The sequence below is a fragment of the Streptomyces sp. NPDC028928 genome (assembly GCF_055564915.1).
On record NZ_JBVHVI010000006.1, the window covers coordinates 135,095 to 158,577 of the forward strand.

A 23,483-nucleotide genomic window follows, 5' to 3' on the forward strand; every position below is an offset into this window, starting at 1 on the left:
AGGGCTCGTGAGCGTCGAACCTCCGTCCTCCGGCCGCCCCACCGGTCCGCCCTCCGGCCCGCTGTCGGGCTCTTCCCGGCCGCCCGCCGGCCCGCCGCCACCGCCCGGCGGTCGCGGCGGACACAGGGAGCCGCACGGCCCCTGGTGGAAGTCGGTGCCCCGGGTCGCGGCGCTCACCGCGGCCCTGATCGCCGCCGCGACCCTCGCGGTGTTCTTCACCCGTCCGGGCGGCGGCGGAACCTCCGCCCAGCGTGGCGAGGTCTTCCTGGAGGCCGCCAACAGCACCGGCCAGGACCCCTTCACGGAGTCGACCGCGACGAACGGCACCGCCACGCCCGCCACCACACCGGGCAAGCCCACCGGACCGGGGAAGTCCACGCCGGGCAAGCCCACCACACCGGGGAAGTCCACCCCGGGACAGCCCACCACGCCCCGCAGCACCGTCTCCCTGCCCGTCAGCACACCGAAGGGCGGGGCCAGCGAGGTCCGCGGGGTGCAGGGCGGGGCACCCGGCCTCTACGGCGGCACCCGGAGGACGCCCAGCTGTGACGTGGAGCGGCAGATCAGGGCCCTGCAGGCCGACACGAGCAGGAGCCGGGCGTTCGCCACGTCCATCGGCGTTCGGCCCTCCAGCGTCCCCGACTACCTCCGCTCCCTCACCTCGGTGCAGCTGCGCACCGACACCCGCGTCACCAACCACGGGTACCGCAACGGCGGCGCCCGCAGCTACCAGGCCGTCCTGCAGAGCGGTACCGCCGTCCTGGTCGACGGACACGGCGTGCCCCGGCTGCGCTGCGCCTGCGGCAACCCGCTGAAGGAGCCGGTCGCCCAGCACACCGCTCCCAGGCTCGTCGGCCGGCAGTGGTCCTCGTACCGGCCCGCGAACGTCGTCGTGGTGCGGCCGGCCCCGGTGGTCGTCAAGGTGTTCGTGATCTACGACCCCCACCACCACGAGTGGCTGAACCGCCACCGCGGCTACTCGAACATCCGGCACGACCAGCACGGCAAGCCGCCGAAGTACCCGGACCCGTGGAAGTCCCCGTTGCCGTGCGCCCCGGGTACGACGAGTAAGCCGGGCTCCGGCTGCCCGCCGGCCTCGCCCGGGACCGGGATCACCACACCACCGATCTCCCCGTCGCCCTCGACCCCGCCCGGTTCGACATCCCCGACGTCCCCGTCCTCCTCGAAGTCCACGTCGCCGTCCGAGAAGTCGTCCTCGCCGTCGTCGGAATCGTCGTCGCCCTCCGAGAAGTCGACGTCGCCCTCCGAGAAGTCGTCCTCGCCGTCGGAGAAGTCGTCGTCCCCGTCGGAGAAGTCGTCCTCGCCCTCCGAGGAGTCGTCCTCGCCGTCGGAGAAGTCGTCGTCCCCGTCCGAGAAGTCCTCCTCGCCCTCCGAGTCCGAGTCCGCCTCGTCGCCGGAGTCCAAGTCGCCGTCGAGCGAGAAGAGCGAGGCGACCGAGACCCCGTCCAAGGAGTCCTCGGCAGAGACCTCGGCCGGCGAGTCGTCGGCTCCGTCGGCCGGCTCGCCGTCGATGGAGCAGTCCGGTGCCACGCCTGAGACCCCGGCCGCCTCCGAGACCGGCCAGCAGCAGACACAGCAGCAGACGCAGCAGCAGACGCAGCAGGAGACGCAGCAGCAGACGCAGGAGCAGCAGACCCAGGAGCAGCAGCAGGAGCAGCAGCAAGAACAGCAGCAGGAGAATCAGCAGCAGGAGAACCAGCAGCAGGGACAGTAGTGCTCTCCCGGGGCGTGAGCCGCAGCGGCGGCCCGCCCCGGACCTCTGCCGTGACCCTCGCCACTGTGCGCGCTCGGCGAACGCATCCGGTGGACTGGCGGGCCGGGCTCGGGGTACGAGGACTGGTGCACCAATGACCGGCCGGACCGGGTTTTCCTAGAGGGACAGCATGAGCGAGCACCTGGGCGGGGCAGTGATACCGACTGGCTTCGACGTACCCGTGGAACCGCTGCGCAGCGCGGCGCACTACACCGGCGAACCCGGAAGCATCGCCGAGGCCCGCGCCTTCGCGGCCCGGTTCCTCGAGCAGCTGCGCACCGAATGGTGCGCCACCGTCGGCGGCCGGACCGACGGCGAGCTGCTCCTGCTGGTGAGCGAGCTGGTCACCAACGCCGACCGGCACAGCAACGGCCCCTACATCCTGGAGCTGGAGGGCACGGACACCTCGGTCACGGTGTCCGTGTACGACAGCAGCACCGCGCTGCCCCGCCGTTTCCCGAAGAACCCCGAGCGCGTCGGGCGGCACGGTCTGGAGATCGTGCACGCCCTCGCCTCGGAGCTGACCGTCGAGCGCGTCCCCGTCGGCAAGCGGGTCCGGGCCGTCTTCGAGCTGCGGCGGGACTGAGCCGCGGCGGAGCACTGAGCCACGGCGGGGCCGAGCCGGCCACGGCGGGCAGCGCCGTGGCTCAGGCCGTGTGTCAGGCGCAGCCCAGCTCGCCGAGCATCCCCTGCCGCAGCCGGGTGATGATCCGCTTGATCAGCCGGGAGACATGCATCTGTGAGCAGCCGAGCCGTTCCCCGATCTCCGCCTGGGTCGCCTCCTCCACGAACCTCAGGTGGATGATCTGCCGGTCACGGTCGCTCAGCTCCGCCATCAGCGGGGCGAGCGCGTGGAAGTCCTCGACGAGCCGCAGCCCCTCCTCCTCCACACCGATGAAGTCGGCGAGCACCGCCTCGCCGTCCTCGGGGCCGTCGCCGGTGAGCGCGGCGTCCAGGGAGGCGGAGTTGTAGCCGTTGGAGGCCAGCTGGGCCTCGACCACCTCGTCCTCGGAGATGTTCATCAGCGTGGCCAGCTCGGCGACCGTCGGGTCCCGGTCCAGCCGGCTGGACAGCTCCTCGCGGGCCTTGGCCAGCTCCACCCGCAGCTCCTGGAGCCGGCGCGGCACATGGACGGCCCAGGTGGTGTCGCGGAAGAACCGCTTGATCTCGCCGACGATGTACGGCAGCGCGAAGGACGTGAACTCGACCTCGCGCGACAGCTCGAACCGGTCGATGGCCTTGATCAGGCCGATCATGCCGGTCTGGACGATGTCCTCCATGTCGTCTCCGCGGCCCCGGAAGCGTCCGGCGGCGAACCGCACCAGCGACATGTTCATCTCGATGAGGGTGTTGCGCGCGTACTGGTACTCGTGCGTCCCTTCCTCCAGCTCGGTCAGCCGGCGGAAGAACTGACGGGACAGCTGCCGTGCGTCGCGCGGGGCGACGGACGCCGGGTCCGCGATGCCAGGCAGTGACCCCTCGCCCGTCCTGTCCTGCTCGGTCCGCTCGACGACCTCTGCTTCCGACCGGATCCCGGCGGCGGTGTTCATTGCCTCTCCCACGAAAGTCACGGTTCGACGTCTCTCCCTGTACGGCCTCTCCGCAGGTCGCGTTCCTCGCGGGTACCCGTTCCACGGCGGTTCATGCAGGTCCGCAGGGCCGCTCACGGGGCGGGTACCCCCGGTGACCGGGCGCATGCACCCCTCGTCCCGCACTGGCGCGAAACCGCCGGTCGCCCACGATGGTTTCCCTCAGGGCGAACCTCCGCTCCCTTGTCCTGGACGGCTCTCCTCCTAGGCTGACGGGATGAGCAACCCGGTCAGCGAAGAAGCCCGCGTGATCCCCCTGCGACCGGCGCCCGCCCGCCCGGCCGCGCCGGAACCCGAGCCCGCCCCCAGGGAGCCGCTGTGGCGTGATCTTGTCGGTGAGGTGCTGCGCAGGGAGCGGCAGGCGCAGGAGCGCACGCTCAAGGACGTGGCCGACGCCGCCCGGATCTCGCTGCCCTATCTGTCGGAGGTCGAGCGGGGCCGCAAGGAGGCCTCCTCCGAAGTGCTCGCCGCCGCGGCCCACGCCCTCGGCCTGGGTCTCGGGGACCTGCTGTCGCTGGTGCACGGCGAGCTGACCCGGCGCACGTCCGCGCGGCGCTCGCCCGCCGCCGCACCGCACCGGCCGTACCAGGGGCTCTGCCTGGCCGCCTGATCCGTCACTCCTTCCGCAGCCGCCGGGCGGGACGGCACGGCCGATGGCGCCAGTACGCGGGGGGCGCGGTCATGATCCGCATGCCAGGGCCGATGAGTTCCGGCGCGTGCGGGAGTCGATACAGACGACCGCGTTCCACGCCCCCAGGAGGTGCTCATGTCCACCGACGGATTCGTCACGTGTCTCTGGTTCGACGGCCAGGCGGAGGAGGCCGCGCACTACTACGTCTCGATCTTCAAGGATTCCCGCGTCGGGCGCGTCGTCCGGTGGACGGAGTCCGGGCCCGGTCCGGCCGGCTCCGTGCTGACCGTGGAGTTCACGGCCAACGGCCAGCGGTTCGTCGCGCTCAACGGCGGCCCCGAGTTCAGGTTCAACGAGGCCGTCTCCTTCCAGATCCTCTGCTCCGACCAGGAGGAGATCGACCACTACTGGACCAAGCTCACCGAGAACGGCGGCGAGCCCGGCCGGTGCGGCTGGCTCAAGGACAGGTACGGCGTCTCCTGGCAGGTCGTCTACGCCCCGCTGCTCGACATGATCGCCGACCCGGACCAGGAAAAGGCCGCCCGCGCCATCAGCGTCATGATGGGCATGACCAAGCTGGACGCCACGGCACTGGACAAGGCGTACGCGGGCGAGTAGCGGAAGCCGTGCGGGAGGGGCCCGGGCGTCGTACGGGCAGTCGGTTCGGCGCGCGGGGCGGCCCCCGGATGGCTAGCGTGAACAGACGGGACAGACCACATCAGGAGGGCCGCCAGCATGGCCGTGCAACCGGAAGGAACGCCCTGTTGGGCCGATGCGATGTTCAGCGACGTCGAGGGAGCCAAGCGGTTCTACGGTGACGTCCTCGGCTGGACCTTCGGCGAGTCGTCGTCGGAGTACGGCAACTACACCCAGGCCTACGCGGACGGCAGGGCCGTGGCCGCCGTCGTCCCGCCCATGCCCGGCCAGGAGGGCCAGTCGCAGTGGTGCCTGTACTTCGCCTCGCCGGACGCCGCGGCCACCGCGGAGAAGATCCGGGACAACGGCGGCGAGGTGCTGATGGATCCGATGCAGGTCGGCGAGTTCGGCACCATGTGCCTGGCCCGGGAGCCCAGCGGAGCCGTGTTCGGCGTGTGGCAGGCGGGCACCCACGAGGGCTTCGAGGCGACGGCCACCCCCGGCGCCTACTGCTGGGCCGAGGTCTTCACCCGGGAGCCGGAGCAGGCGGACGCCTTCCTCTCCGCCGTCTTCCCGTACCGGATGAAGGAGATCGAGGACGACGCGGTGGACTTCCGGATGTTCGATGTCGGCGAGGACACCGTCCTCGGCCGGATGCGGATGACCGACGACTTCCCGCCCGAGGTGCCGTCGTACATCAACGTCTACTTCACCGTGGACGACTGCGACGCGGCCGTCGACCGGGCCGTCAAGCTCGGCGGGATCCTCCGCTTCGGGCCGATGAGCAGCCCCTTCGGCCGGTTCGCGGCGCTGAGCGACCCGCAGGGCGCGAACTTCTCGGTGATCGACATCACGACCACCGAGGGCGAGATGCCCAAGATCAAGGACGTCTGACCGGTCCCGGAACGGCTCCGTCCGCGGCCATGGCATGATCGGGCCCATGCGTGAACGTGTGGTGGCCGCGTGCGACGGGGCTTCGAAGGGAAACCCCGGCCCGGCCGGATGGGCGTGGGTGGTCTCGGACGGCGATGAGCGGACCCCCGCCCGCTGGGAGGCGGGCCCGCTCGGCCGGGCCACCAACAACGTCGCCGAGCTGACGGCCCTGGAGCGGCTGCTCACCGCCGTCGATCCGGACGTTCCGCTGGAGATCCGGATGGACTCCCAGTACGCGATGAAGGCCGTCACCACCTGGCTGCCCGGCTGGAAGCGCAACGGCTGGAAGACCGCCGCCGGCAAGCCCGTCGCCAACCAGGACCTGGTGGTCCGCATCGACGAACTCCTCGGCGGCCGGTCCGTCGAGTTCCGCTACGTCCCCGCGCACCAGGTCGACGGCGACCCGCTGAACGACTTCGCCGACCGCGCGGCCAGCCAGGCGGCCTCCGTCCAGGAGCCGGCCGGCAGCGCGCTCGGCTCGCCCGAGCCCCCGCCGTCGCCCGACACCCCGGCGGCGGCCGGGGCGCCGCGCCGGAAGGCACCCCGCCGCACCGGCGGCGCCGCGTCCGCGCGCACCGGTGGGGCCGCGTCCTCCCGCACCATCAAGGCGAAGTTCCCCGGCCGCTGTCTGTGCGGCCGGTCCTACGCGGCCGGCGAGAAGATCGCCAAGAACGCGCAGGGCTGGGGCCACCCGGAGTGCCGTACCGCCGAGGTCTGATCAGACGTCGAAGGTGTAGTGCTTGGTGTGGTCCAGCAGGTCCGCCGGGCGCACGGTGTTCCACGGCTTCATGGTGTCGTTCAGGTCCACCACGTCCGGCGTGCCGCCCCCCGGCACATAGGCGGAGTCCGGGTGCCGGCGCTGCCACTCCGCCCACAGCTTGTCGATGTAGGCGTGGTGCAGCCAGAACACCGGGTCGTTCGGGGAGACCCCGGTGGCCATCTGCCCGCCGACCCACACGTGCACCCTGTTGTGCAGATTGACCCCGCGCCAGCCCTCCAGGTGGTTGCGGAAACCGTCCGAGGAGCTGTTGTACGGCGCCATGTCGTACGTCGCCATCGACAGCACCGACTCCACCTCGGCCCGCGTGGGCAGTTCCCGCACGCTGGTGCCGAGCGAGCGGCGCAGGAACGTACGGCCGTCGACACGCACGTTGATCGGCCAGTTCCCGGTGGACGCGGCGAACGGGCCGTCCATCACCCGGCCGTCGGTGCTGCGCCCGGTGCCGCCGAGGAAGTCCGGCGCCCACAGCGAGGCCCGCACCGTGCGGTCGGTGCTCCAGTCCCAGTAGGGCAGCGTGACCGAGGAGTCCACCGACTGCAGCGCCTGCTCGAAGTCGAGCAGGAATCTGCGGTGCCAGGGCAGGAAGGAGGGGGAGCGGTGGCCGGTCCGCTCGCCGTTGTCGGTGTCCGCCATGATGAACTCGTTGTGCGTGCGGACGAATTCGTCGTAGCGCCCGCTGCGCTTGAGTTCGAGGACGGCGTTCACGAACCGCTTCTTCTCGTCGGCGGTCAGGTTGGCCTGGTTCTTGCGTACGGTCATGGTGCGGGGTGCTCCGGAAGTCCTTGCGGGGGCGGTCAGTTGGCGGCGGGGAACGGCAGCAGCGGTGCGCCCTGCAGCTCGTCCACCGCGGCACGGGCGGCGGCGCGCGGGGTGGGCACCGGGTCGTAGTGGCTGACGACGCTGATCCAGCTGCCGTCGGCGTTCCGCATCACGTGCAGCTGCACGCCGTCGACGAACACCGCGTAGCCGCCGCCGTGTTCGTGGTGGTGTCCGCCGCCGCTCGACGGACGGCCCTGTATCCGGCGGCCCTTGTAGACCTCGTCGAAGGAATCGGGCGTGGCGGGCGCGTGGTGGCCGGCGGCCGACGCGGCGGGCGCGGCGAGCGTGGCGACCGAGGCCGTCGCGGCGACGGCGGCTGCCGCGGTGAGCGCGCGGCGCCGGGTGATGTCGGGCATGCGTGTCCTCCTGAAGAGTGGTTCGGTGGTGACGACGCATGCCTATCGGGACCTCGCGGAGCGGAAGAAATCGCCCGGAACCGGTTGGCTGTGATCCGGACAATTAGTCACATGTCATACAGAGTTGAACTAAGATGATCTTGCTGTGGCGGTAGCCCGATCCACCCCGGAACGGGGAATTCCTTGCCGGACCGCCCCGCTTCCCGATGATCTTTTCCGACTGGGGTCCGTCCGAGTGGCGCGGCTCACCACGCCAAACTGACGTGATCGGGCGGGCCCGCCGCCCTGCTACCCTCCGGTGCCGTTCGACCACGTCCGGTGACGGCAGGGGAGTGTGCGTGAAGGTCGTCTGTGTCGGAGGCGGGCCCGCGGGCCTGTACCTCGCCATCCTGCTCAAGCGGCAGGACCCCGCCCACGACATCACCGTCCACGAACGCAACCCCGAGGGCTCCACCTACGGCTGGGGCGTGACCTACTGGCACGGACTCCTCGACAAGCTCCGGGCGCACGACCCCGAGACGGCCGAGGCGATCGAGGAGCACTCCGTCCGGTGGAGCGACGGCGTCGCGCACGTCCGCGACCTGACGACCCGCCACCACGGTGACGAGGGGTTCGGGATCGGCCGGCACCGGCTGCTCGACCTGCTCGCCGGCCGGGCCCGCGCCCTCGGGGTCCGCCTGGAGTACGAGAGCGAGGTGACGCGCCCGCCCGCCGGCGCGGACCTCGTCGTCGCGGCCGACGGAGTGCACAGCGCCCTGCGCACGAACGCCGCCCACCACTTCGGCACCCGCGTCGCCTCCGGCCGCAACCACTACATCTGGCTCGGCACCGGCAAGGTCTTCGACGCCTTCACCTTCGCCTTCACCGAGACCGCGCACGGCTGGATCTGGGCCTACGGCTACGGCTACGGCGACGACCGCAGCACCTGCGTCGTCGAGTGCTCCCCGCAGACCTTCACCGGCCTCGGCCTCGACCGCGCCGACCAGGACGAGGGCCTCGCCCTGCTGGAGAAGCTCTTCGCCGGTGTCCTCGACGGCCACCCCCTCACCGCCCGCCCCGGCGCCTCCTGGCAGACCTTCCGCACCCTCACCAACCGCACCTGGCACCACGAGAACCTGGTCCTGCTCGGCGACGCGGCCCACACCACCCACTACTCCATCGGCGCCGGCACCACCCTCGCCCTGGAGGACGCCATGTGCCTCGCCGGCGCCCTGCGCGAACACGCCGGCCTGCCCGAAGCCCTCGTCGCCTACGAGCGCCGGCGCCAGGCCGAGCTGCTGTCCGTGCAGAGCGCGGCCCGCTACAGCGCCCAGTGGTACGAGACCCTGCCCCGCTACATCGACCTGCCCCCGCACCGGATGTTCGCCCTGCTCGGCCAGCGCCACTCGCCACTGCTGCCGTACGTCCCGCCGCAGCTGTACTACGGCCTGGACAAGGCGGCCGGCCGGCTGGAGGCGCTGCGCAGGCTCAAGCGCTGGCTCGGCCCACGAGCCGCCCGCGCCCTGCACGCCCGCGCCACCTCCCACCGGGACTAGCCCGAGCCTCCGCCCCCCACACACCACACCCCCACACCCCCCACGCAGAAGGAGTCCCCGCATGGCCGTACCCGTCGCGTTCGACCACACCTCGACCGGCTACAGCCTCCAGCGCGCCTACTGGCTGGCCCGCGCCGCCGACCTGGCCTACAAGGACGAGGCCACCATCGAGGACCAGGCCGCCCAGTGGGGCTTCGAGGAGGTGCGGCACCACCACACCCGGTTCACCCCGCCCTTCCCCCTCCAGGACACCCAGGCCTACACCCTGGCGAGCGACCGGATGATCGTCACCGCGTTCCGCGGCACCGAGCCCGCCCAGATCAAGGACTGGCTCTCCGACGCCACCACCCCGCCACGGCGCGGCCCCGGCGGCCACGGCTACGTCCACCACGGCTTCGCCGAGGCCCTGGAGTCCGTCTACCCGGCCGTGCACGACGCGCTCCAGGAGCTGCGCACCGACGGCCAGGCCGTCTACTTCACCGGGCACAGCCTCGGCGGAGCGCTCGCCATGCTGGCCGGCGCCCGCCTGTACCTGGAGGAGCCGCACCTGGCCGCGGACGGCGTCTACACCTACGGCCAGCCCCGCACCTGCGACCGGCTGCTGGCCGAGGCCTTCCACAAGGGCTTCGGCGGCCGGATGTACCGCTTCGTCAACAACAACGACATCGTCCCCCAGCTCCCGCCGGAGCCCGCCTACACCCACGTCCGGGCGCTGCGCTACTTCGACTCCAAGGGCCGGCTGCACGAGTCGATGCCGATGCTGTCCGCGCTCGGCGACCGGGCCAAGGGGATGACCGCGGACCTGTTCGCCCCCGCCTCCGACGGCGTCCGCGACCACTTCATGGGCAACTACCTGGCCGCCCTGGAGAAGAACCTGGCCTGAGCCGCGCCCCCCCGCCACGGGCCCGCCGCGTCAGCGCAGCAGCCGGTCCAGGAAGGCGTTGCCGAACACCCGGTGCGGGTCGAGCCGGTCCAGAGCGGTGACCGCCCGCTCCCACACCCGCCCGCCGAACGAACCCGGTACGACCGTGCCGAGCACCCGCTCGTCGCTCCAGGCCGCGTCGGCGGTGTACGCCCAGCCCTTGGACCACTCCACGCGGGCCAGGGCGTACCCGCCGTCGTACCTGCCGAGCAGGAAGTCCTCCAGCTCGCTGAGGAAGGCCTCGGCGTACGGCGTGCCCGGCAGGGTCAGCACGTCCAGCCAGACCGCGGTGTCCCACTCGGGGTGCTCCGCGCTGGGCCGCAGCGCGGACAGCAGCGGTGTCCGCGCGCCCGGGACCCCGGTGGCGGCGGGGTCGTCCAGGCCCGTCACCCGGATCTCCACCGAGCCGTTCACCGGGAAACGGCCGCGTGCGGCGTAGGCGGCGAGCCGCCGGCGGTAGTACGCGGTGAACTCGTGCACCACCCGCTGCACCCCGGCCCGCGAGGTGAGCACCGCGTACCCGTTCGCCTTCACCCGCAGCGTCGTCGGCCGCAGGTACAGCAGTGTGTTCTTCGACGGCCCCCACAGGTCGGCCGACGCCGTCGCGGCGAGCCCGAGGCGGGCCACCTGCAGCTGCGCGGCGCCGAGCACCGGCGCCAGATACCAGGCGGCGCCGGCGACGAGCCGCCCCACCAGATCGGCGACCGGCTCCGGGACGCTGTCGGAGAAGGGGTAGTTGTACGGCGCGGTGACGTGCCGGGAGCCGGCCGGCCGGACCGGGGCCACGCTCCACTCCTTCAGCCAGGGGAACTCGGTGAACGCGAACCAGATCGCCTCCACCCGCCCCGAGCGGCGCAGGAAGGACTCCAGGGTGCGCCCGCCGGAGCCGGGGGCCGCGAACAGCTCGCGGGCCGGAACGTCCGTACGGCTGACACAGCGCAGGGTGCTGTCCGGGCCCACCCGCAGCACCGCCTCGGTGACGAAGGCCCGGCCCAGATGGGTCAGCAGTGCGGCGCAGTCCGGCTCGTCCCGGCGGAACGTCCGCAGCACATAGGCACCGCTGTCCGCGTCCCACACCACCGCCGTCAGCTCCAGCACCCGGTTGCTCAGCGAGCCGTAGCCGCCGGGCGGCGGACGTTCGCCGTCGGCCGGTACGGCGGTGCCGTGCGCGTCGATCGCCAGGGCGCCGCCCAGACTCAGATCGCCGGGCGCGGGCGTCGCGGTGAGCCCCAGCCCGTGTCCCTCCAGGAAGGTGAGCAGGGCCTCCAGGGTGGCCCCGGCGCCGGCGCGGACCGCCGTGGCGGACTCCAGCGCCAGGCCCGTCAGATGGCGTGTGGTGTCGACGAGCAGGACCCGGTCGGCGGCGGACGTGCCCTCGGTGACCGTGAGCGGGGACCAGCCGTGCGAGCAGCCCCGGGCGCGCACCCGCCAGCCGTGGCGCCACGCCCAGTTCACCACGGCGAGCAGCTGCTCCGGGCCGGTCGGCGCACAGGCCCACAGCCCCTGGGCGGTGATCTCGCCCACCCAGTTGCGGTAGGCGGTGCGGTAGAGCGTCACCCGGTCCGGGAATCCGGGCAGTTCGGCCGCGGCCGCCGCCGGGTCGGCCGCGACCGGCACCGGTACGGCGGCCAGCGCGGCGGCGGTGCGCAGCAGAGCACGGCGGTTCACTGAACGATCTTTCACGCGGTCACGCTAAGGGCCGCCCGCGCCACGTCAGCCGCCCGTCGCCGCGTCTCACTCGTTCGGGTGATATCGGCGGGCGGAGCCGTCCGCTCCGCGGGACGCCGTACCGGATGGCAGACTGACGCCATGGACGAACGCGTCATCGGCAGGTCGGGTCAGTGGGCGTCGGTGGTCGGCCTCGGCACATGGCAGCTGGGCGCCGACTGGGGCGACGTGGACGACAAGGAGGCCCTGTCCGTCCTGGAGGCGGCGGCCGAGGCCGGGGTCACCTTCTTCGACACCGCCGACGTGTACGGCGACGGGCGCAGCGAGGCGACCATCGCCTCGTTCCTGCGCGGCCGGCCCGATCTGCACGTGCTCGTGGCCACCAAGATGGGCCGCCGGATGGAGCAGATCCCCGAGACCTACGTCCTGGACAACTTCCGCGCCTGGAACGACCGCTCGCGCCGCAACCTCGGCGTCGACCGGATCGACCTGGTGCAGCTGCACTGCCCGCCCACCCCCGTCTACTCCTCGGACGCGGTGTTCGACGCGCTGGACACCCTGGTCGAGGAGGAGCGCGTCGCCGCGTACGGGGTGAGCGTGGAGACCTGCGCGCAGGCGCTCACCGCGATCGCCCGGCCGAACGTGGCGAGCGTGCAGATCATCCTCAACCCGTTCCGGATGAAGCCCCTGCACGAGGTGCTGCCCGCCGCCCGCGAGGCCGGTGTCGGCATCATCGCGCGCGTGCCGCTCGCCTCCGGACTGCTGTCCGGCAAGTACACCAGGGACACCGTGTTCGCGGCCGACGACCACCGCGCCTTCAACCGGCACGGCGAGGCCTTCGACCAGGGCGAGACCTTCTCCGGCGTCGACTACGAGACCGGGGTCGAGGCCGCCGCCGAGTTCGCCGCGCTCGCCCCCGAGGGATACACCCCGGCCCAGCTGGCGCTGCGCTGGATCATCGAGCAGGACGGCGTGACCACGGTGATCCCCGGCGCCCGCCACCCGGAGCAGGCCCGCGCCAACGCCGCCGCGGCCAAGCTGCCGCCGCTGCCGCGGGAGACGTTCACCGCGATCCGCGAGCTGTACGAGCGGCGGATCAAGGACCAGGTCGAGTCCCGCTGGTAGGCGCCGCGGACCGTTTGAACGAAGGGGCGGGCGGTTACACGCACCGCATGACGGCGGACGGACGGCGCAGGGGGCGCAACGAGACCGAGGAGGAGCGGGCCGACCGGATGTGGGGCGAACTCATCCAGGAGGTCCGGGTGGCCCAGACGGGCGTGCAGATCCTGTTCGGCTTCCTGCTGACCGTGGTCTTCCAGCCGAAGTACGAGCAGCTCACCCCCACGGACCAGGCCATCTACATCGTCACCGTGGTCCTCGGCGCCTGCGCGACGGGCGCCCTCATCGGCCCGGTCTCCCTGCACCGCCTGGTCTCCGGCCGCCGGGTCAAGCCGCAGGCGGTGCGGCTGGCCTCCCGGATGACCCTGGTCGGCCTGGCCCTGCTGCTCGCCACGATGACGTCGTCGCTGCTGCTGATCCTCCGGGTGGCCACGCACGACGGCTATGTGCCCTACCTGGTGGCGGCCGTCGTCGCCTGGTACCTGCTGGGCTGGTACGGCCTGCCCCTGTGGGCCCGCCGCAGGTACTCCTCCCGGTCGGACGACCAGGCCGGGCACCCGCGGCTGCCGCGGTCGCCCGGCTAGGGGCGGACGTAGGGCCGGGTCATGACCTCCATGTTGTGCCCGGAGGGGTCGGTGAAGTAGGCACCGCGGCCCCCGAAGAGGCGGTTGATCCGGCCGGGCTCGGTCAGGTGCGGGTCGGCGTAGTAGGTGACGTCGAGCGCCTCCAGCCGGGCGATCACGCCGTCGAAGCTCTCCTCGGGCACGAGGAACGCGTAGTGCTGCGACTGGACCGGCTCCTCGCGCTGCTCGTAGAAGTCGAGCGTCACGCCGTTGCCGAGGTCGACGGGCAGGAACGGGCCGAACGGGGCGCCGACCGTCAGGCCCAGGACGGCGGCGAGGAACTCCGCCGACAGTCGCCGGTCCCGCGCGAGGACGGCGGTGTGGTCGAGCCGGACCGCGGCGGTCGGGGCGTGCTGCGGTGCGTGCTGCGGGGTGGTCTGCATGGGAGGGTGTGTCTCCGGTTCGTGAGGTCCGCGGGAAGAGGCGCCTTCGCGGGCGCCGGGGCTGGAACTCGGAGACGGCGGCGGGCCTCTCGCCCGCCTCGCGCTCACGCCGAGGCCGGGAACCTCACTCGTGTGTGGCCCATGGCCGACCCGGCAGTCACCCGGGTGACTTTACTGATCATCGCGGGCCGGGGCAACGCCCGTCAGCGCGCGCAGCCGGCGGTCGTGCACCCGGCTGAGCAGCAGCAGCGACAGCACCGCTCCGATCAGGGCGCAGAACATGTCCCACTGGGTGTCCCACACATCGCCCTGGGTGGCGAGGAACGCGTCCGCGCCGTGCCCGCCGGTCTCCGCCGCCAGCCACTCCAGCAACTCGAAGCAGGCGCTGAAGGCCAGGCAGGCGCACACCGTGAGCGGCGCCAGCCAGCGGCTGCCGCGCAACGGGGAGGTACGGCTCAGCAGTTCGCGGACCAGCACGGCCGGGACGAAGCCCTGCACCAGGTGCCCGAAGCGGTCGTACGGATTGCGGTCCAGGCCGAACGTGTCGCGCACCCAGTCGCCCGCCGGGACCTCGGCGTAGGTGTAGTGCCCGCCGAGCGCGAGGACCAGTGCGTGCGCGGTCAGCAGCCCGCACAGCAGCCCCGTCAGCGGGAAGCGCCGCCAGGCCAGTACCACCAGGGGCAGGCCCACCAGCGCCCACACCGTCTCCAGGAACCAGGTGGTGCGGTCGCGTGCGCCCCACGCCGACACGGCCAGCCCCACGGCCACCACACCGGCGAAGAGGGCGGGCGGCACACGGCGCGGCGCGCGGAGCGGGGCGGGGTGCACTGCGGTCACGGGGGGCTCCTTGCCTGAGGACGGCCTCGGGGGTGTCGTAGGAGCCCCATCGTGGTGCCCGGCCCGGCCGGCGGGCATGAGTACGGCTACTCAGCCGTGGAGAGGATCTCCGCCAGCAGCTCGTCCACCGGGAGGCGTTCCCGCCCCGGCGGCACGATGTGGTGGGTCTCGCGCAGGAACGCGGCGACCGCGGGTGCCCAGGCGAGCACCACCGCGTGGTGCCGGCCGCCGTCCGGCCGGGCGTCCCCGAGGAACTCCAGGCGCAGCTCCTGCCACAGCCCGGCGTCCTGCGGCCGCATCCGCACGTCACCGACGCCGACCGGCCGGTCCAGGCCGTCGCAGAGCATCTGCCGGTCCAGCCGCCAGCAGGCCAGCACCCGGCCGTCGTGGGTGAAGACGGCCGTGACGGCGAACGGGTCGTCGGCGTCGTAGCTGAGATGGGCCAGCACCGGACACCGGCCGGTGCCGTGGGCGAGTAGCTGCACCACCAGGGTCTTGTGCACGAACGAGTTCACGCGGGGGCCTCCGGCAACAATCGGCGTAGGGCCCTCTAGTACCCCCGCAGCGCCCGGGATGCTCACCCGTGAGACTGATTCCCCTGACTCCCCCCGGTCCCCGATCCGGTCGGTGGGGCGGCTCTCGTCGGCCGGCGAGAACCGCGGGGCCGCACGCTGCGCGCCACCCTCAGCGCGAAGGCCCAGCCGCCGGTGCGCGCGTACACACCGAACTCGCGGGCGTCGCGCGCCACCAGGCCGGACAGAGCGAGCATTGTCAGGCGAAGGCCTCCCGCAGTGCGGGCAGCAGGGTCTTCGCCGACCAGTCCAGGAACTCCGGCTGTGCGTCGCCGCCGATCTGCACCAGGGCGACCTCCCCGAACCCGGCCTCCGCGTAGGGCCGTACGGCCTCCACGAAGGCGTCCGGGTCGTCACCGCACGGGATGGCGGAGGCGACGTCGTCCTCGGTGACGAACTGGGTCGCGGCCTCGAAGGAGTCGGGGTGCGGCAGTTCGGCGTTCACCTTCCAGCCCAGCCCGAACCAGCGGAACTGGGAGTGGGCGCGCTTGATCGCCGTGTCCCGGTCGGGGTCGTAGGACACCGGCAGCTGGCCCACCCGGGGCTTGCCGCTGCCGCCGTGCCGGTCGAAGGCCTCCAGCAGGCCCGCCTTCGGCTCGGTGGCGATCACCAGGTCGGCGAGGTGCCCGGCGAGCTTGCAGGACTGGTCGCCGGAGACGGCGATGCCGATCGGCGGCGCCTGGTCCGGCAGGTCCCACAGCCGGGCCGACTCCACGTCGTAGTGCTGCCCGTGATGGGTGACATGGCCGCCCTCGAACAGCGCGCGGATGATCTGCACGGCCTCTTCGAGCATCTCGTGACGTACGTCCACCGGCGGCCAGCCGCCGCCCACGACATGCTCGTTGAGGTTCTCGCCGGCACCGAGGCCGAGCCGGAAGCGGCCCTGGGACAGCAGCTGCACGGTCGCGGCCTTCTGCGCCACGATCGCCGGGTGGTAGCGCAGGATGGGGCAGGTGACGTAGGTCATCAGGGGGATCCGCGAGGTGGCCTGGGCGGCGGCGCCCAGCACGCTCCACGCGTACGAGGAGTGGCCCTGCGAGCGCAGCCAGGGGAAGTAGTGGTCGGAGATCACCGAGAAGTCGAAACCGACGTCCTCGGCCCGCACCACGTGATCCACCAGGTCCCGGGGACCCGTCTGCTCGGTCATCATCGTGTATCCGATTTGCACCATAAAAGGCGAGTCCCCGGCTCGGCGGCCGGAAAACGGACCACGGGAGCGGCTCACTCCCCGGGCGCGCGGAACGTGCGCAGGAACGTCGTCAGCGCCAGCCGGTTGGCCGCGTCGTCCCAGGCCGTGGCCGCGGTGGTGAAGCGCAGGGAGAAGCCTCGTGTGCCGCCCAGCAGGAAGCCCCGCCCGAAGGTGTGGGTGCGCGCGTCCCCGGAGCCGGCGAGCCACTCCAGGTCGGCGGCCCTGCGGCCCTGGTAGGTGGTGGCCCGGACGGCGCCGACCCGGTGGTAGCCGGGCAGCCGCGCCAGCCCGGGCTCGACGTCGTCCCGCCAGACGGCGACCGGGTCGGGGCCGACGCGCTCGCTGTAGGTGACGGCGAGGGTGGGCGAGTCGCGGTCCCGGCCGAAGGTGACGCGGTAGGCGAGGTCGGACACCCGGGAGGTGGTCAGCCGCTTCCAGCCGTCGGGCAGCGCCACCGAGAACCCCTCGGGCGCGCTGTAGCGGCGGTAGCCGGCCGGCAGGGTGGGGGAGGGCGGGGCGGTCGGCGTGCCGGCCGGGGTGGAGGTGGGCCGGGTGGCGCCGTCGGTGGGCCGGTCGGCGGGCGTGGCCGGGGCGGTGGCCCGGGGCGGCGCCGCGGTCGTGTCCGTGCCGGTCAGCGCGCCGGTCGCGGCCAGCACCGCCACGGCCACCGTGACCAGGGCCAGCGTGGCCCCGGCGGCCAGGAGCCGCCTGCCGCGCAGCGGCCCGGCCAGGCGCACACCCGTGTACGCCCCGCGCAGCCGGGGCGCGGGGGCCGGCCGGCGCTCCGCGTCCGTCTCCTCGGTCAGTGCCCGGGTCAGCGCCTCCCGGACCACCGGCCGGGTCAGCCGCTCCCGCGGGTCCTTGCGCAGCAGCCCCTGCACGGCCTGGGTGAGCGGTCCCGTGCGCAGCGGGGTGCGCAGCGGCAGCCGGTCCACCGCCTTCAGCGTGGTCTCCGGCCGGCCGCGGTCCCGGAACGGCGGCCGGCCCTCGACCATCGTGTAGAGCAGCGCGCCCAGCGCCCACAGGTCGGCGGCCGGTCCGATGCGCTCGTCGCGGGCCTGCTCCGGGGAGGCGTACGACGGTGCGGTGAGCCGCGGGACCAGGGTCGCGCCCGCCAGGCCGAAGCCGGTGACGACGACCGGGCCGCCGTCCCGCACGAAGACCTGCCCGGGGCTCAGCTCGCCGTGCGTGATGCCCTCGTCGTGCGCCGCCTGCAGCACGTCCAGCAGCTCCAGGCCGAGCCGGGCCGCCCGCACCGGGTGCAAGGAGCCCTCCTGGGCGAGGAGTTCGCCGAGGGGTGTGCCGTCGACCCACTCGGTGACCGTCCACAGCGTGCCCGCCTCCACGACGGCGTCGACGACCGCGGCGACCTGGCCCGGGCGCAGCAGCCGCATGGTCTCGGAGGTGCGCACGACCCGGGCGGTGACGCGGCGCCCGGTGTCCTCGGCGGCGGGCTCCGGCAGGGCGGTCTGCGCCACCAGGCGGGGCTGCTGCGCCGTCACGTCCTCGGCGTACCACCACAGGCGGTTCGTCTCGCGGGCGAAGACCTCCAGGAGCCGGTACCGCCCGGCGACCCACTCGTGTGCGGAGACGTGCGCCTCGACCATGGTCATCCCTCGCTGAAACCCCTGCCTCGTCTTTCCCAGAGGTACGCGGGGCGCGCGTGGGTGCGTTCAAAGAATCCCGAAGCGGTCGGCCCAGCCGGTGAGTTCCCGGGGCGTCGTGTTGCCTCCGCACACCACGAGCCCGAGCCGGACGCCGTCACCGGCCCGCTCGATCACCTGCCGCGCCGCCGGCAGCAGACAGCCCGCGGCCGGCTCGGCCCACACCTTGGCGTGCTCGGCGAGATCGAGACAGCCCTGCACCGCGTCCCGGTCCGGGACCACCAGGACCTCCTCCACGAGCGCCGACACCCGGTCGTACGTCAGCTGCGAGACCGAGGGCGCGCTCAACGTGGTGACCAGGGAGGACAGCGGCACCGGAACCGGGCCGCCGGCCTTCAGCGCGCCGGACATCGCCTCCGCGCCCTCGGTCTCCACACCCCACACGCGCACCCCCGGGCGGCGGGCGCGCAGGGCCGCCGCGACACCGGCGATCAGACCGCCGCCGCCCACGCTGACGACGACGTCCGTCAGCTCCCCGGCGTCCTCGGCCAGTTCCAGCCCCACCGTGCCCTGGCCGGCGATCACCACCGGGTCGTCGAAGGGGTGGACCAGCGTCAGCCCCTCGTCCCGCAACCGGTTCACCAGCCGGAAGGCGCTGTCCATGCCGTCGGTCAGCCGCACCGACGCCCCGGCGTCCTCGGCGAGCGCGATGGAGCGCGCGGGCGCGGTGCGCGGCATGACCACGGTCGCCTTCACGTCGAGGGCCGCGGCCATCACCGCCAGCGCGATCCCGTGGTTGCCGCCGCTGACCGCCACCACGCCCGCCGCCCGCTCGGCCTCGCTCAGCGACAGCAGCTTCGCCGTGGCCCCGCGGGCCTTGAACGAGCCGGTGCGCTGGAGCAGTTCGAGCTTGACGGTGACCGGGACGCCGAGCAGCGCACTCAGGCCGGGGCTCGGTACCGTCGGCGTCCGTACGACGTGTCCGGCGATCCGCTGTGCGGCGGTTTCGATGTCCGGGACATCGCTGATGTCGGTCACGGTGCTCCACCCTTCCGGCGCGGGTCGGGAACCGCGCCGCACGCACCTTGACCCGCCGGGAGGCCGGCGGTCAACGCCGTTCCGGAGTACGGCGGGTGCACGGCGGGAGCACGGCTACCGGGCGCGCCCCGCCAGGAGCTCCAGCAGCCCGGTCAGTTCCTCGGCCGGCCCGGCGGCCAGGGGAGCGGTGGTGAGCAGGTCCCGCGCGGCGGCCGTGTGGACCCGGGCCTCGGCCAGGGCCGCCGTACGGCCCCCCGCCGCCTCGATCAGCGCGGCGGCCTCCTCGGCGTGCTCGGCGGAGCCGAGCAGCGCGGGCAGCCGCCGGGCCGCCGGGGAGCCGAGCGCCGCCAGCACCGGGAACGTCTTCTTCCGCTCCCGTAGGTCACCGCCCACCGGCTTGCCGGTGACGGCCGGATCGCCCCAGATGCCGAGCACGTCGTCCACCAGCTGGAAGGCGATCCCGAGATGCCGTCCGGCCCGGTCCAGCGCGGCGGCCGTCTCCCGGGGCGCCCCGCCGAGCGTGGCGCCGAGCGCGGCGGCACAGCCCAGCAGAGCGCCGGTCTTGCCCTCCGCCATCGCGCGGTACTCCTCGGGCGTCACCCGTTCCGGGCCGGTCCAGGGCCGGGTGGCGAACAGCAGGTCGTCGGCCTGCCCGCGCACCAGGTCGGCCAGGGCCGCTGAGAGCAGCCGCACGGCGCCGGGTCCCTCGGACGCGGCGGCGAGGGTGTCCACCGCCAGCGCGAACAGGGCGTCCCCGGCCAGCACGGCCGGACCCGTACCGTACGCCCGCCAGACGGCGGGGCGGCCGCGCCGGGCCGCGTCGCCGTCCATGATGTCGTCGTGCAGCAGCGAGAAGGCGTGCACCAGCTCCACGGCGACCGCCGCCGGAATCCCGGCCCGGGCGTCGGCGCCCGCCGCCTCGGCGCCGAGGACCGCGAGGGCCTGCCGTACACCCTTGCCGCCCGGCGCGCCGGCCGGCGCCCCGCCGACCTCACACCAGCCGAAGGAGTACGCGGCCATCTCGGCCGTCCAGGGGTGCAGCCGCCCCACCGCCGCCCGCAGCTCCGGCCGGACCAGTTCCCGGCACCGGGCGAGGACGTGCCGGGCGGACTCCCGCACCGGCGAGACGGGCGCCGTCACCGTACGGCCTCCGCGTCGAGGGCGAACTCCCGCTGGGCCCGGGCCACCATCTCCCGTGCGTGCCGCAGCCCGCTGCGCTCCAGGGTCCGGGCCAGGTCGGCGAGTTCGGCGGCGGTCTCGGCGCGGTCGCGGCCGAGCCGGGCGAGGGACTTGGCGAGGCCCAGCCGGGAGAGCGCCGCGCCGCGCGGTTCGCTCATCGTCCGGAACTCGGTCAGCGCCAGCTCGTAGCGGTCGCGGGCCTCGGCGTAACGGCCCGCGCGGTACAGGACGTTGCCCTGCATCTTGTGGTTGTAGGCGAGCGCGCTGGAGAGGTTCATCTCCCGGCAGGTGGTCTCCGCCTCGGCCAGCAGCTCCAGCGCCCGCTCGGTGGCGCCGTCGCGCACCGAGAGGATGTCGGCGAGCCCGCGCAGCGCCCAGGCGTGCCCGCGCCGGTCGTCGGCCCGGCCGGCTATCTCCGCCGCCTCCGCGAACAGGGCGTACGCCCTCTCGTAGTCCCCGGTGTTGCGGTGCATCTGGGCGATGCCCTCCAGGGCCCACACCGTGTGCCGGGCCTCGCCCCGCTTGCGGGCCTCGGCCAGCAGCTGCTCGTGCAGCCGGCCGACCGCCGCGTAGTCGCCCTGGATCCGGCCGGTCTCGGCGAGGCCGGCCAGCGAGTAGCCGCGGACGACGACGTCCCCGCCGCGTTCGCCGAGTTCGGCCGCGAGTCCCAGCAGCCGCCAGGCCAGCGGGAACGCCCCGCGCTGCCGGGCCAGGGTGCCCCCGCTCCACAGCGCCCAGGCCATGGCGGCGGTGTCGCCGGCCTCGCGGGCGGCGCGGTAGCTCGCCTTCCAGGCCCGGTCTGCGTCCTCGACATGGCCGAGCCGCCGGTGTGCCTCGGCGACGGCGAGCCCGCAGCGCGCCGCCTCACCGGGGTGGCCGGCCCGCTCGGCCTCGCGCAGCCGCTCGCCGGCCTCGGCCAGCACGTCGACCAGCGAGGAGTTCACGGACAGGGTGGTCAGGGCGCCCTGGTACTCCGGGGCGAAAGCCTTGCCGTACATGCGTACCCTTCTACACACTGCGTATACACGGAGCGTATACATATCGTGTATAGCGTCTCGGAAAGATGCCCCGGCCCGAGGGGCCGGGGCTCGGTCTGTTGTCGATCAAGACGCGGGTACGGCGGCCGGGGTTGCCCGGCCGGCACGGATCACCTGTGAAGGTTCAGTGCTGTTCCTTCTGGGGCGTCAGCTCGCTCGGGCGCACCACCACATACCCCTCGCCCTGCAGCATCAGCTGCACGGCCTCGCCCGAACCGCCGCGCAGCATCGAGCCGATGGACTGCGAGCGGTGCAGCGAGGTCTCCAGGTGCGCCGTCCAGCCGACCACCGCGTCCGTGTCGACGTACACCGGAGCCTGCGCGGACACCGGGATGACCAGCGGGTTGCCGTCGCAGACCAGACCGAGCCGGCCCTGCCCGCTGAAGACGCTGTTGAACAGGCCGCCACCGGCGATACCGGAGCCCTTCACCGTCTTGATGTCGTACGACAGCGAGGCGTCGAAACACAGCACGTTGCGGCCGTTGACGGTGAACTGGTCACCGGCCTCGACCTCCACGATGAAGCAGTTCTGCGCCTCGTGCGCGAACCAGGCCTCGCCCTGCCCGCGCACCGCCATGAGGGGCAGTCCCTCACCGGTGACCGCACGCTTGAGCATGCCGCCGACGCCCTGCCCCTTGCGCTCGAACTTGAGGCTGCCGCGGTAGGCGACCATCGCGCCCTGCCGGGCGTACATCTCGCCGTTCACCGCGTACTTGATGCACTTGGCGTTCTCGACGGACATCCCCGGCTCCACGGCCGGCTGCACCACGTGCTGACTGGAAAAGAGATCACCCTTCATGCCGGGCATGGTGTCCCGGACGAAGGCATTCCGCCAAGATCGCGCAACGTATCGGTTCGGCCACCGGCGAGCCGCGAGCCGCGAGCCACGAGCCGCGTGCCGTACCCGGTCCCGCCGGCACCGCCCGCACCGCCCGTGCGGCCTGCACCGGTGCGCCAACTCCCGCGGCGCCGGCGGCCGGTGCGACGCGTCCGGTCCGGTCGCGGGCGGCTCCACGAGACCGGTGACATTGCCGGTCCGGCCGCGGCCCCGCAGCGCCGACAGTGGCACCGCCAGCCCCACGGTGGCGCCCTTCGGCCCGGCACGCCCGCGCGTGCCGCCCGGATCCGGACGGGCCGCCATGACAGAGAGGACGACTCGTCGTGCAGCACCCGCACATCAGCACCACGACACCGGTCCCCGGTCCCCGCCCGGCCCGCTCCCGCCGTCGTACCGGCCGCCTCGCGGCCCTCGCCGCGACGGTCACCGCCGTCATCGGCCTGACCACCCTCGGCGGGCCGGCGGCCCATGGCGCGGACAACCCCTACGAACGCGGTCCGGCGCCGACCGTATCCAGCATCGAGGCCCTGCGCGGCCCCTACGCCGTCTCGGAGACGACCGTCTCCCGGCTCGCCGTCACCGGGTTCGGCGGAGGCACCATCTACTATCCGGCCAGCACCGCCGACGGCACCTTCGGAGCCGTGGCCGTCTCACCCGGCTACACCGGTACCCAGTCCTCCATCTCCTGGCTCGGCCCGCGTCTGGCGTCCCAGGGCTTCGTGGTGTTCACCATTGACACGCTCACTACGCTCGACCAGCCCGACTCCCGCGGGGACCAGCTGCTCGCCGCCCTGGACTACCTCACCCGGAGCAGCTCCGTCCGCGGTCGGATCGACTCCACCCGCCTCGGCGTGATGGGTCACTCGATGGGTGGCGGCGGCAGCCTGGAGGCCGCGAAGACACGTCCCTCGCTCCAGGCGGCGATCCCGCTCACACCGTGGAACCTCGACAAGACCTGGCCGGAGGTCACGACCCCCACCCTGATCTTCGGCGCCGACGGCGACACGATCGCCCCGGTCGCCACCCACGCCCAGCCGTTCTACACCTCGCTGCCCAGCTCTGCCGACCGGGCGTACCTGGAGCTGAACGGCGCCACCCACTTCACGCCCAACACCTCGAACACGACCATCGCGAAGTACAGCATCTCGTGGCTGAAGCGGTTCATCGACAACGACACCCGCTACGAGCAGTTCCTGTGCCCGGTGCCGCAACCGAGCCTGACCATCGAGGAGTACCGGGGCAACTGCCCCCACACCTCCTGACGGCGCGTCCGGCCGTACCCCGGCCGTCCCGTCCGTGACCCGGCGGTGGCCACCCTGGCGGTGGTCGCCGCCGGCGGTGTGCCGGTGCACCGCGCGATCGCGTGCGCGTTGTGCCGCGCTACAAGTCCTGCGCTGCCGGTGTCTCGGAATGCGCAGGT

General features: G+C 73.1%; 23 protein-coding genes and 1 pseudogene. 11 read left to right on the forward strand and 13 right to left on the reverse strand.

Going from position 1 to position 23,483, the window contains the following annotated elements; genetic code table 11:
- Positions 1 to 7: 7 nt before the first annotated feature.
- Together ACZ4U1_RS16370 and ACZ4U1_RS16375 are read left to right on the forward strand one after the other, a co-directional pair.
- Positions 8 to 1,324 (forward strand): annotated as a pseudogene (locus tag ACZ4U1_RS16370) (DUF6777 domain-containing protein); the annotation flags it as partial.
- Positions 1,325 to 1,904: 580 nt separating this feature from the next.
- Positions 1,905 to 2,360: an ATP-binding protein gene (locus ACZ4U1_RS16375; protein ID WP_467903739.1), complete on the forward strand. Its 456-nt coding sequence runs from the start codon at positions 1,905 to 1,907 to the stop codon at positions 2,358 to 2,360.
- Between the two features lie 73 nt (positions 2,361 to 2,433).
- Here ACZ4U1_RS16375 and ACZ4U1_RS16380 read toward each other — a convergent pair whose 3' ends face one another.
- Positions 2,434 to 3,324, reverse strand: a complete 891-nt coding sequence (locus ACZ4U1_RS16380) for an RNA polymerase sigma factor SigF (RefSeq protein ID WP_467904184.1) — start codon at positions 3,322 to 3,324, stop codon at positions 2,434 to 2,436.
- A gap of 256 nt (positions 3,325 to 3,580) precedes the next feature.
- Between ACZ4U1_RS16380 and ACZ4U1_RS16385 the strand changes: the two genes are divergently transcribed.
- The 4 genes from ACZ4U1_RS16385 to ACZ4U1_RS16400 all read left to right on the forward strand — a co-directional run bounded on the left by ACZ4U1_RS16385 (position 3,581) and on the right by ACZ4U1_RS16400 (position 6,281).
- On the forward strand, positions 3,581 to 3,973 hold the full coding sequence (locus ACZ4U1_RS16385) for a helix-turn-helix domain-containing protein (protein WP_467903741.1): 393 nt from the start codon (positions 3,581 to 3,583) through the stop codon (positions 3,971 to 3,973).
- Positions 3,974 to 4,129: 156 nt separating this feature from the next.
- Positions 4,130 to 4,612 carry a VOC family protein gene (locus tag ACZ4U1_RS16390; protein WP_467903743.1) on the forward strand — a complete coding sequence of 161 codons (483 nt, stop codon included), beginning with the start codon at positions 4,130 to 4,132 and terminating at the stop codon, positions 4,610 to 4,612.
- A gap of 117 nt (positions 4,613 to 4,729) precedes the next feature.
- Positions 4,730 to 5,524, forward strand: coding sequence for a VOC family protein (locus ACZ4U1_RS16395; RefSeq protein WP_467903744.1), 795 nt, complete (start codon positions 4,730 to 4,732; stop codon positions 5,522 to 5,524).
- 34 nt (positions 5,525 to 5,558) lie between these two features.
- Positions 5,559 to 6,281: a ribonuclease H family protein gene (locus tag ACZ4U1_RS16400; protein WP_467903746.1), complete on the forward strand. Its 723-nt coding sequence runs from the start codon at positions 5,559 to 5,561 to the stop codon at positions 6,279 to 6,281.
- Here ACZ4U1_RS16400 and melC2 read toward each other — a convergent pair whose 3' ends face one another.
- Both melC2 and melC1 read right to left on the reverse strand, forming a co-directional pair.
- Complete coding sequence (gene melC2 / locus ACZ4U1_RS16405; RefSeq protein WP_467903748.1) at positions 6,282 to 7,103, reverse strand: tyrosinase MelC2; 822 nt, start codon at positions 7,101 to 7,103, stop codon at positions 6,282 to 6,284.
- 35 nt (positions 7,104 to 7,138) lie between these two features.
- Positions 7,139 to 7,519, reverse strand: a complete 381-nt coding sequence (gene melC1, locus ACZ4U1_RS16410; protein ID WP_467903750.1) for an apotyrosinase chaperone MelC1 — start codon at positions 7,517 to 7,519, stop codon at positions 7,139 to 7,141.
- A 332-nt stretch (positions 7,520 to 7,851) separates the two neighbouring features.
- On the opposite strand from melC1, the gene ACZ4U1_RS16415 reads away from it, so the two are divergent.
- Together ACZ4U1_RS16415 and ACZ4U1_RS16420 are read left to right on the forward strand one after the other, a co-directional pair.
- Entirely contained in the window at positions 7,852 to 9,054 is a 1,203-nt protein-coding gene (locus ACZ4U1_RS16415; protein ID WP_467903752.1) for an FAD-dependent monooxygenase, read from the forward strand.
- Between the two features lie 61 nt (positions 9,055 to 9,115).
- Entirely contained in the window at positions 9,116 to 9,937 is an 822-nt protein-coding gene (locus tag ACZ4U1_RS16420; protein WP_467903753.1) for a lipase family protein, read from the forward strand.
- A gap of 30 nt (positions 9,938 to 9,967) precedes the next feature.
- On the opposite strand, the gene ACZ4U1_RS16425 is transcribed toward ACZ4U1_RS16420, so the two are convergent.
- The gene (locus tag ACZ4U1_RS16425; RefSeq protein ID WP_467903755.1) at positions 9,968 to 11,644 is read right to left on the reverse strand and encodes a cholesterol oxidase substrate-binding domain-containing protein; all 1,677 of its coding nucleotides are present in this window, start codon (positions 11,642 to 11,644) and stop codon (positions 9,968 to 9,970) included.
- A gap of 141 nt (positions 11,645 to 11,785) precedes the next feature.
- Between ACZ4U1_RS16425 and ACZ4U1_RS16430 the strand changes: the two genes are divergently transcribed.
- Positions 11,786 to 12,769: an aldo/keto reductase gene (locus tag ACZ4U1_RS16430; protein WP_467903757.1), complete on the forward strand. Its 984-nt coding sequence runs from the start codon at positions 11,786 to 11,788 to the stop codon at positions 12,767 to 12,769.
- Positions 12,770 to 12,816: 47 nt separating this feature from the next.
- On the forward strand, positions 12,817 to 13,347 hold the full coding sequence (locus ACZ4U1_RS16435; RefSeq protein WP_467903759.1) for a DUF6328 family protein: 531 nt from the start codon (positions 12,817 to 12,819) through the stop codon (positions 13,345 to 13,347).
- On the opposite strand, the gene ACZ4U1_RS16440 is transcribed toward ACZ4U1_RS16435, so the two are convergent.
- From ACZ4U1_RS16440 to ACZ4U1_RS16480, 9 genes are all read right to left on the reverse strand, one after another.
- Positions 13,344 to 13,769 carry a VOC family protein gene (locus ACZ4U1_RS16440; RefSeq protein ID WP_467903761.1) on the reverse strand — a complete coding sequence of 142 codons (426 nt, stop codon included), beginning with the start codon at positions 13,767 to 13,769 and terminating at the stop codon, positions 13,344 to 13,346. The two genes, ACZ4U1_RS16435 and ACZ4U1_RS16440, sit on opposite strands and share 4 nt — an antisense overlap.
- Positions 13,770 to 13,940: 171 nt before the next feature.
- Entirely contained in the window at positions 13,941 to 14,564 is a 624-nt protein-coding gene (locus ACZ4U1_RS16445) for a DUF2238 domain-containing protein (RefSeq protein WP_467904185.1), read from the reverse strand.
- Positions 14,565 to 14,692: 128 nt separating this feature from the next.
- Complete coding sequence (locus tag ACZ4U1_RS16450) at positions 14,693 to 15,121, reverse strand: SsgA family sporulation/cell division regulator (RefSeq protein ID WP_467903762.1); 429 nt, start codon at positions 15,119 to 15,121, stop codon at positions 14,693 to 14,695.
- Positions 15,122 to 15,377: 256 nt separating this feature from the next.
- Complete coding sequence (locus tag ACZ4U1_RS16455; RefSeq protein ID WP_467903764.1) at positions 15,378 to 16,349, reverse strand: LLM class F420-dependent oxidoreductase; 972 nt, start codon at positions 16,347 to 16,349, stop codon at positions 15,378 to 15,380.
- Between the two features lie 50 nt (positions 16,350 to 16,399).
- On the reverse strand, positions 16,400 to 17,980 hold the full coding sequence (locus ACZ4U1_RS16460; protein ID WP_467903766.1) for a protein kinase domain-containing protein: 1,581 nt from the start codon (positions 17,978 to 17,980) through the stop codon (positions 16,400 to 16,402).
- Positions 17,981 to 18,040: 60 nt separating this feature from the next.
- Positions 18,041 to 19,000 carry a threonine/serine dehydratase gene (locus ACZ4U1_RS16465; RefSeq protein WP_467904187.1) on the reverse strand — a complete coding sequence of 320 codons (960 nt, stop codon included), beginning with the start codon at positions 18,998 to 19,000 and terminating at the stop codon, positions 18,041 to 18,043.
- Positions 19,001 to 19,123: 123 nt separating this feature from the next.
- Positions 19,124 to 20,149 carry a polyprenyl synthetase family protein gene (locus ACZ4U1_RS16470; protein ID WP_467903768.1) on the reverse strand — a complete coding sequence of 342 codons (1,026 nt, stop codon included), beginning with the start codon at positions 20,147 to 20,149 and terminating at the stop codon, positions 19,124 to 19,126.
- On the reverse strand, positions 20,146 to 21,186 hold the full coding sequence (locus ACZ4U1_RS16475) for a tetratricopeptide repeat protein (RefSeq protein ID WP_467903770.1): 1,041 nt from the start codon (positions 21,184 to 21,186) through the stop codon (positions 20,146 to 20,148). Before ACZ4U1_RS16475 ends, ACZ4U1_RS16470 begins: the two co-directional genes overlap by 4 nt.
- Before the next feature lie 163 nt (positions 21,187 to 21,349).
- Positions 21,350 to 22,024 carry an AIM24 family protein gene (locus tag ACZ4U1_RS16480; RefSeq protein ID WP_467903772.1) on the reverse strand — a complete coding sequence of 225 codons (675 nt, stop codon included), beginning with the start codon at positions 22,022 to 22,024 and terminating at the stop codon, positions 21,350 to 21,352.
- A gap of 377 nt (positions 22,025 to 22,401) precedes the next feature.
- Here ACZ4U1_RS16480 and bdeA point away from each other — a divergent pair, with 377 nt between their 5' ends.
- Positions 22,402 to 23,325 (forward strand): bis(hydroxyethyl) terephthalate hydrolase, encoded by a 924-nt coding sequence (gene bdeA / locus ACZ4U1_RS16485; protein ID WP_467904188.1) that lies wholly within the window; start codon positions 22,402 to 22,404, stop codon positions 23,323 to 23,325.
- Positions 23,326 to 23,483 lie beyond the last annotated feature (158 nt).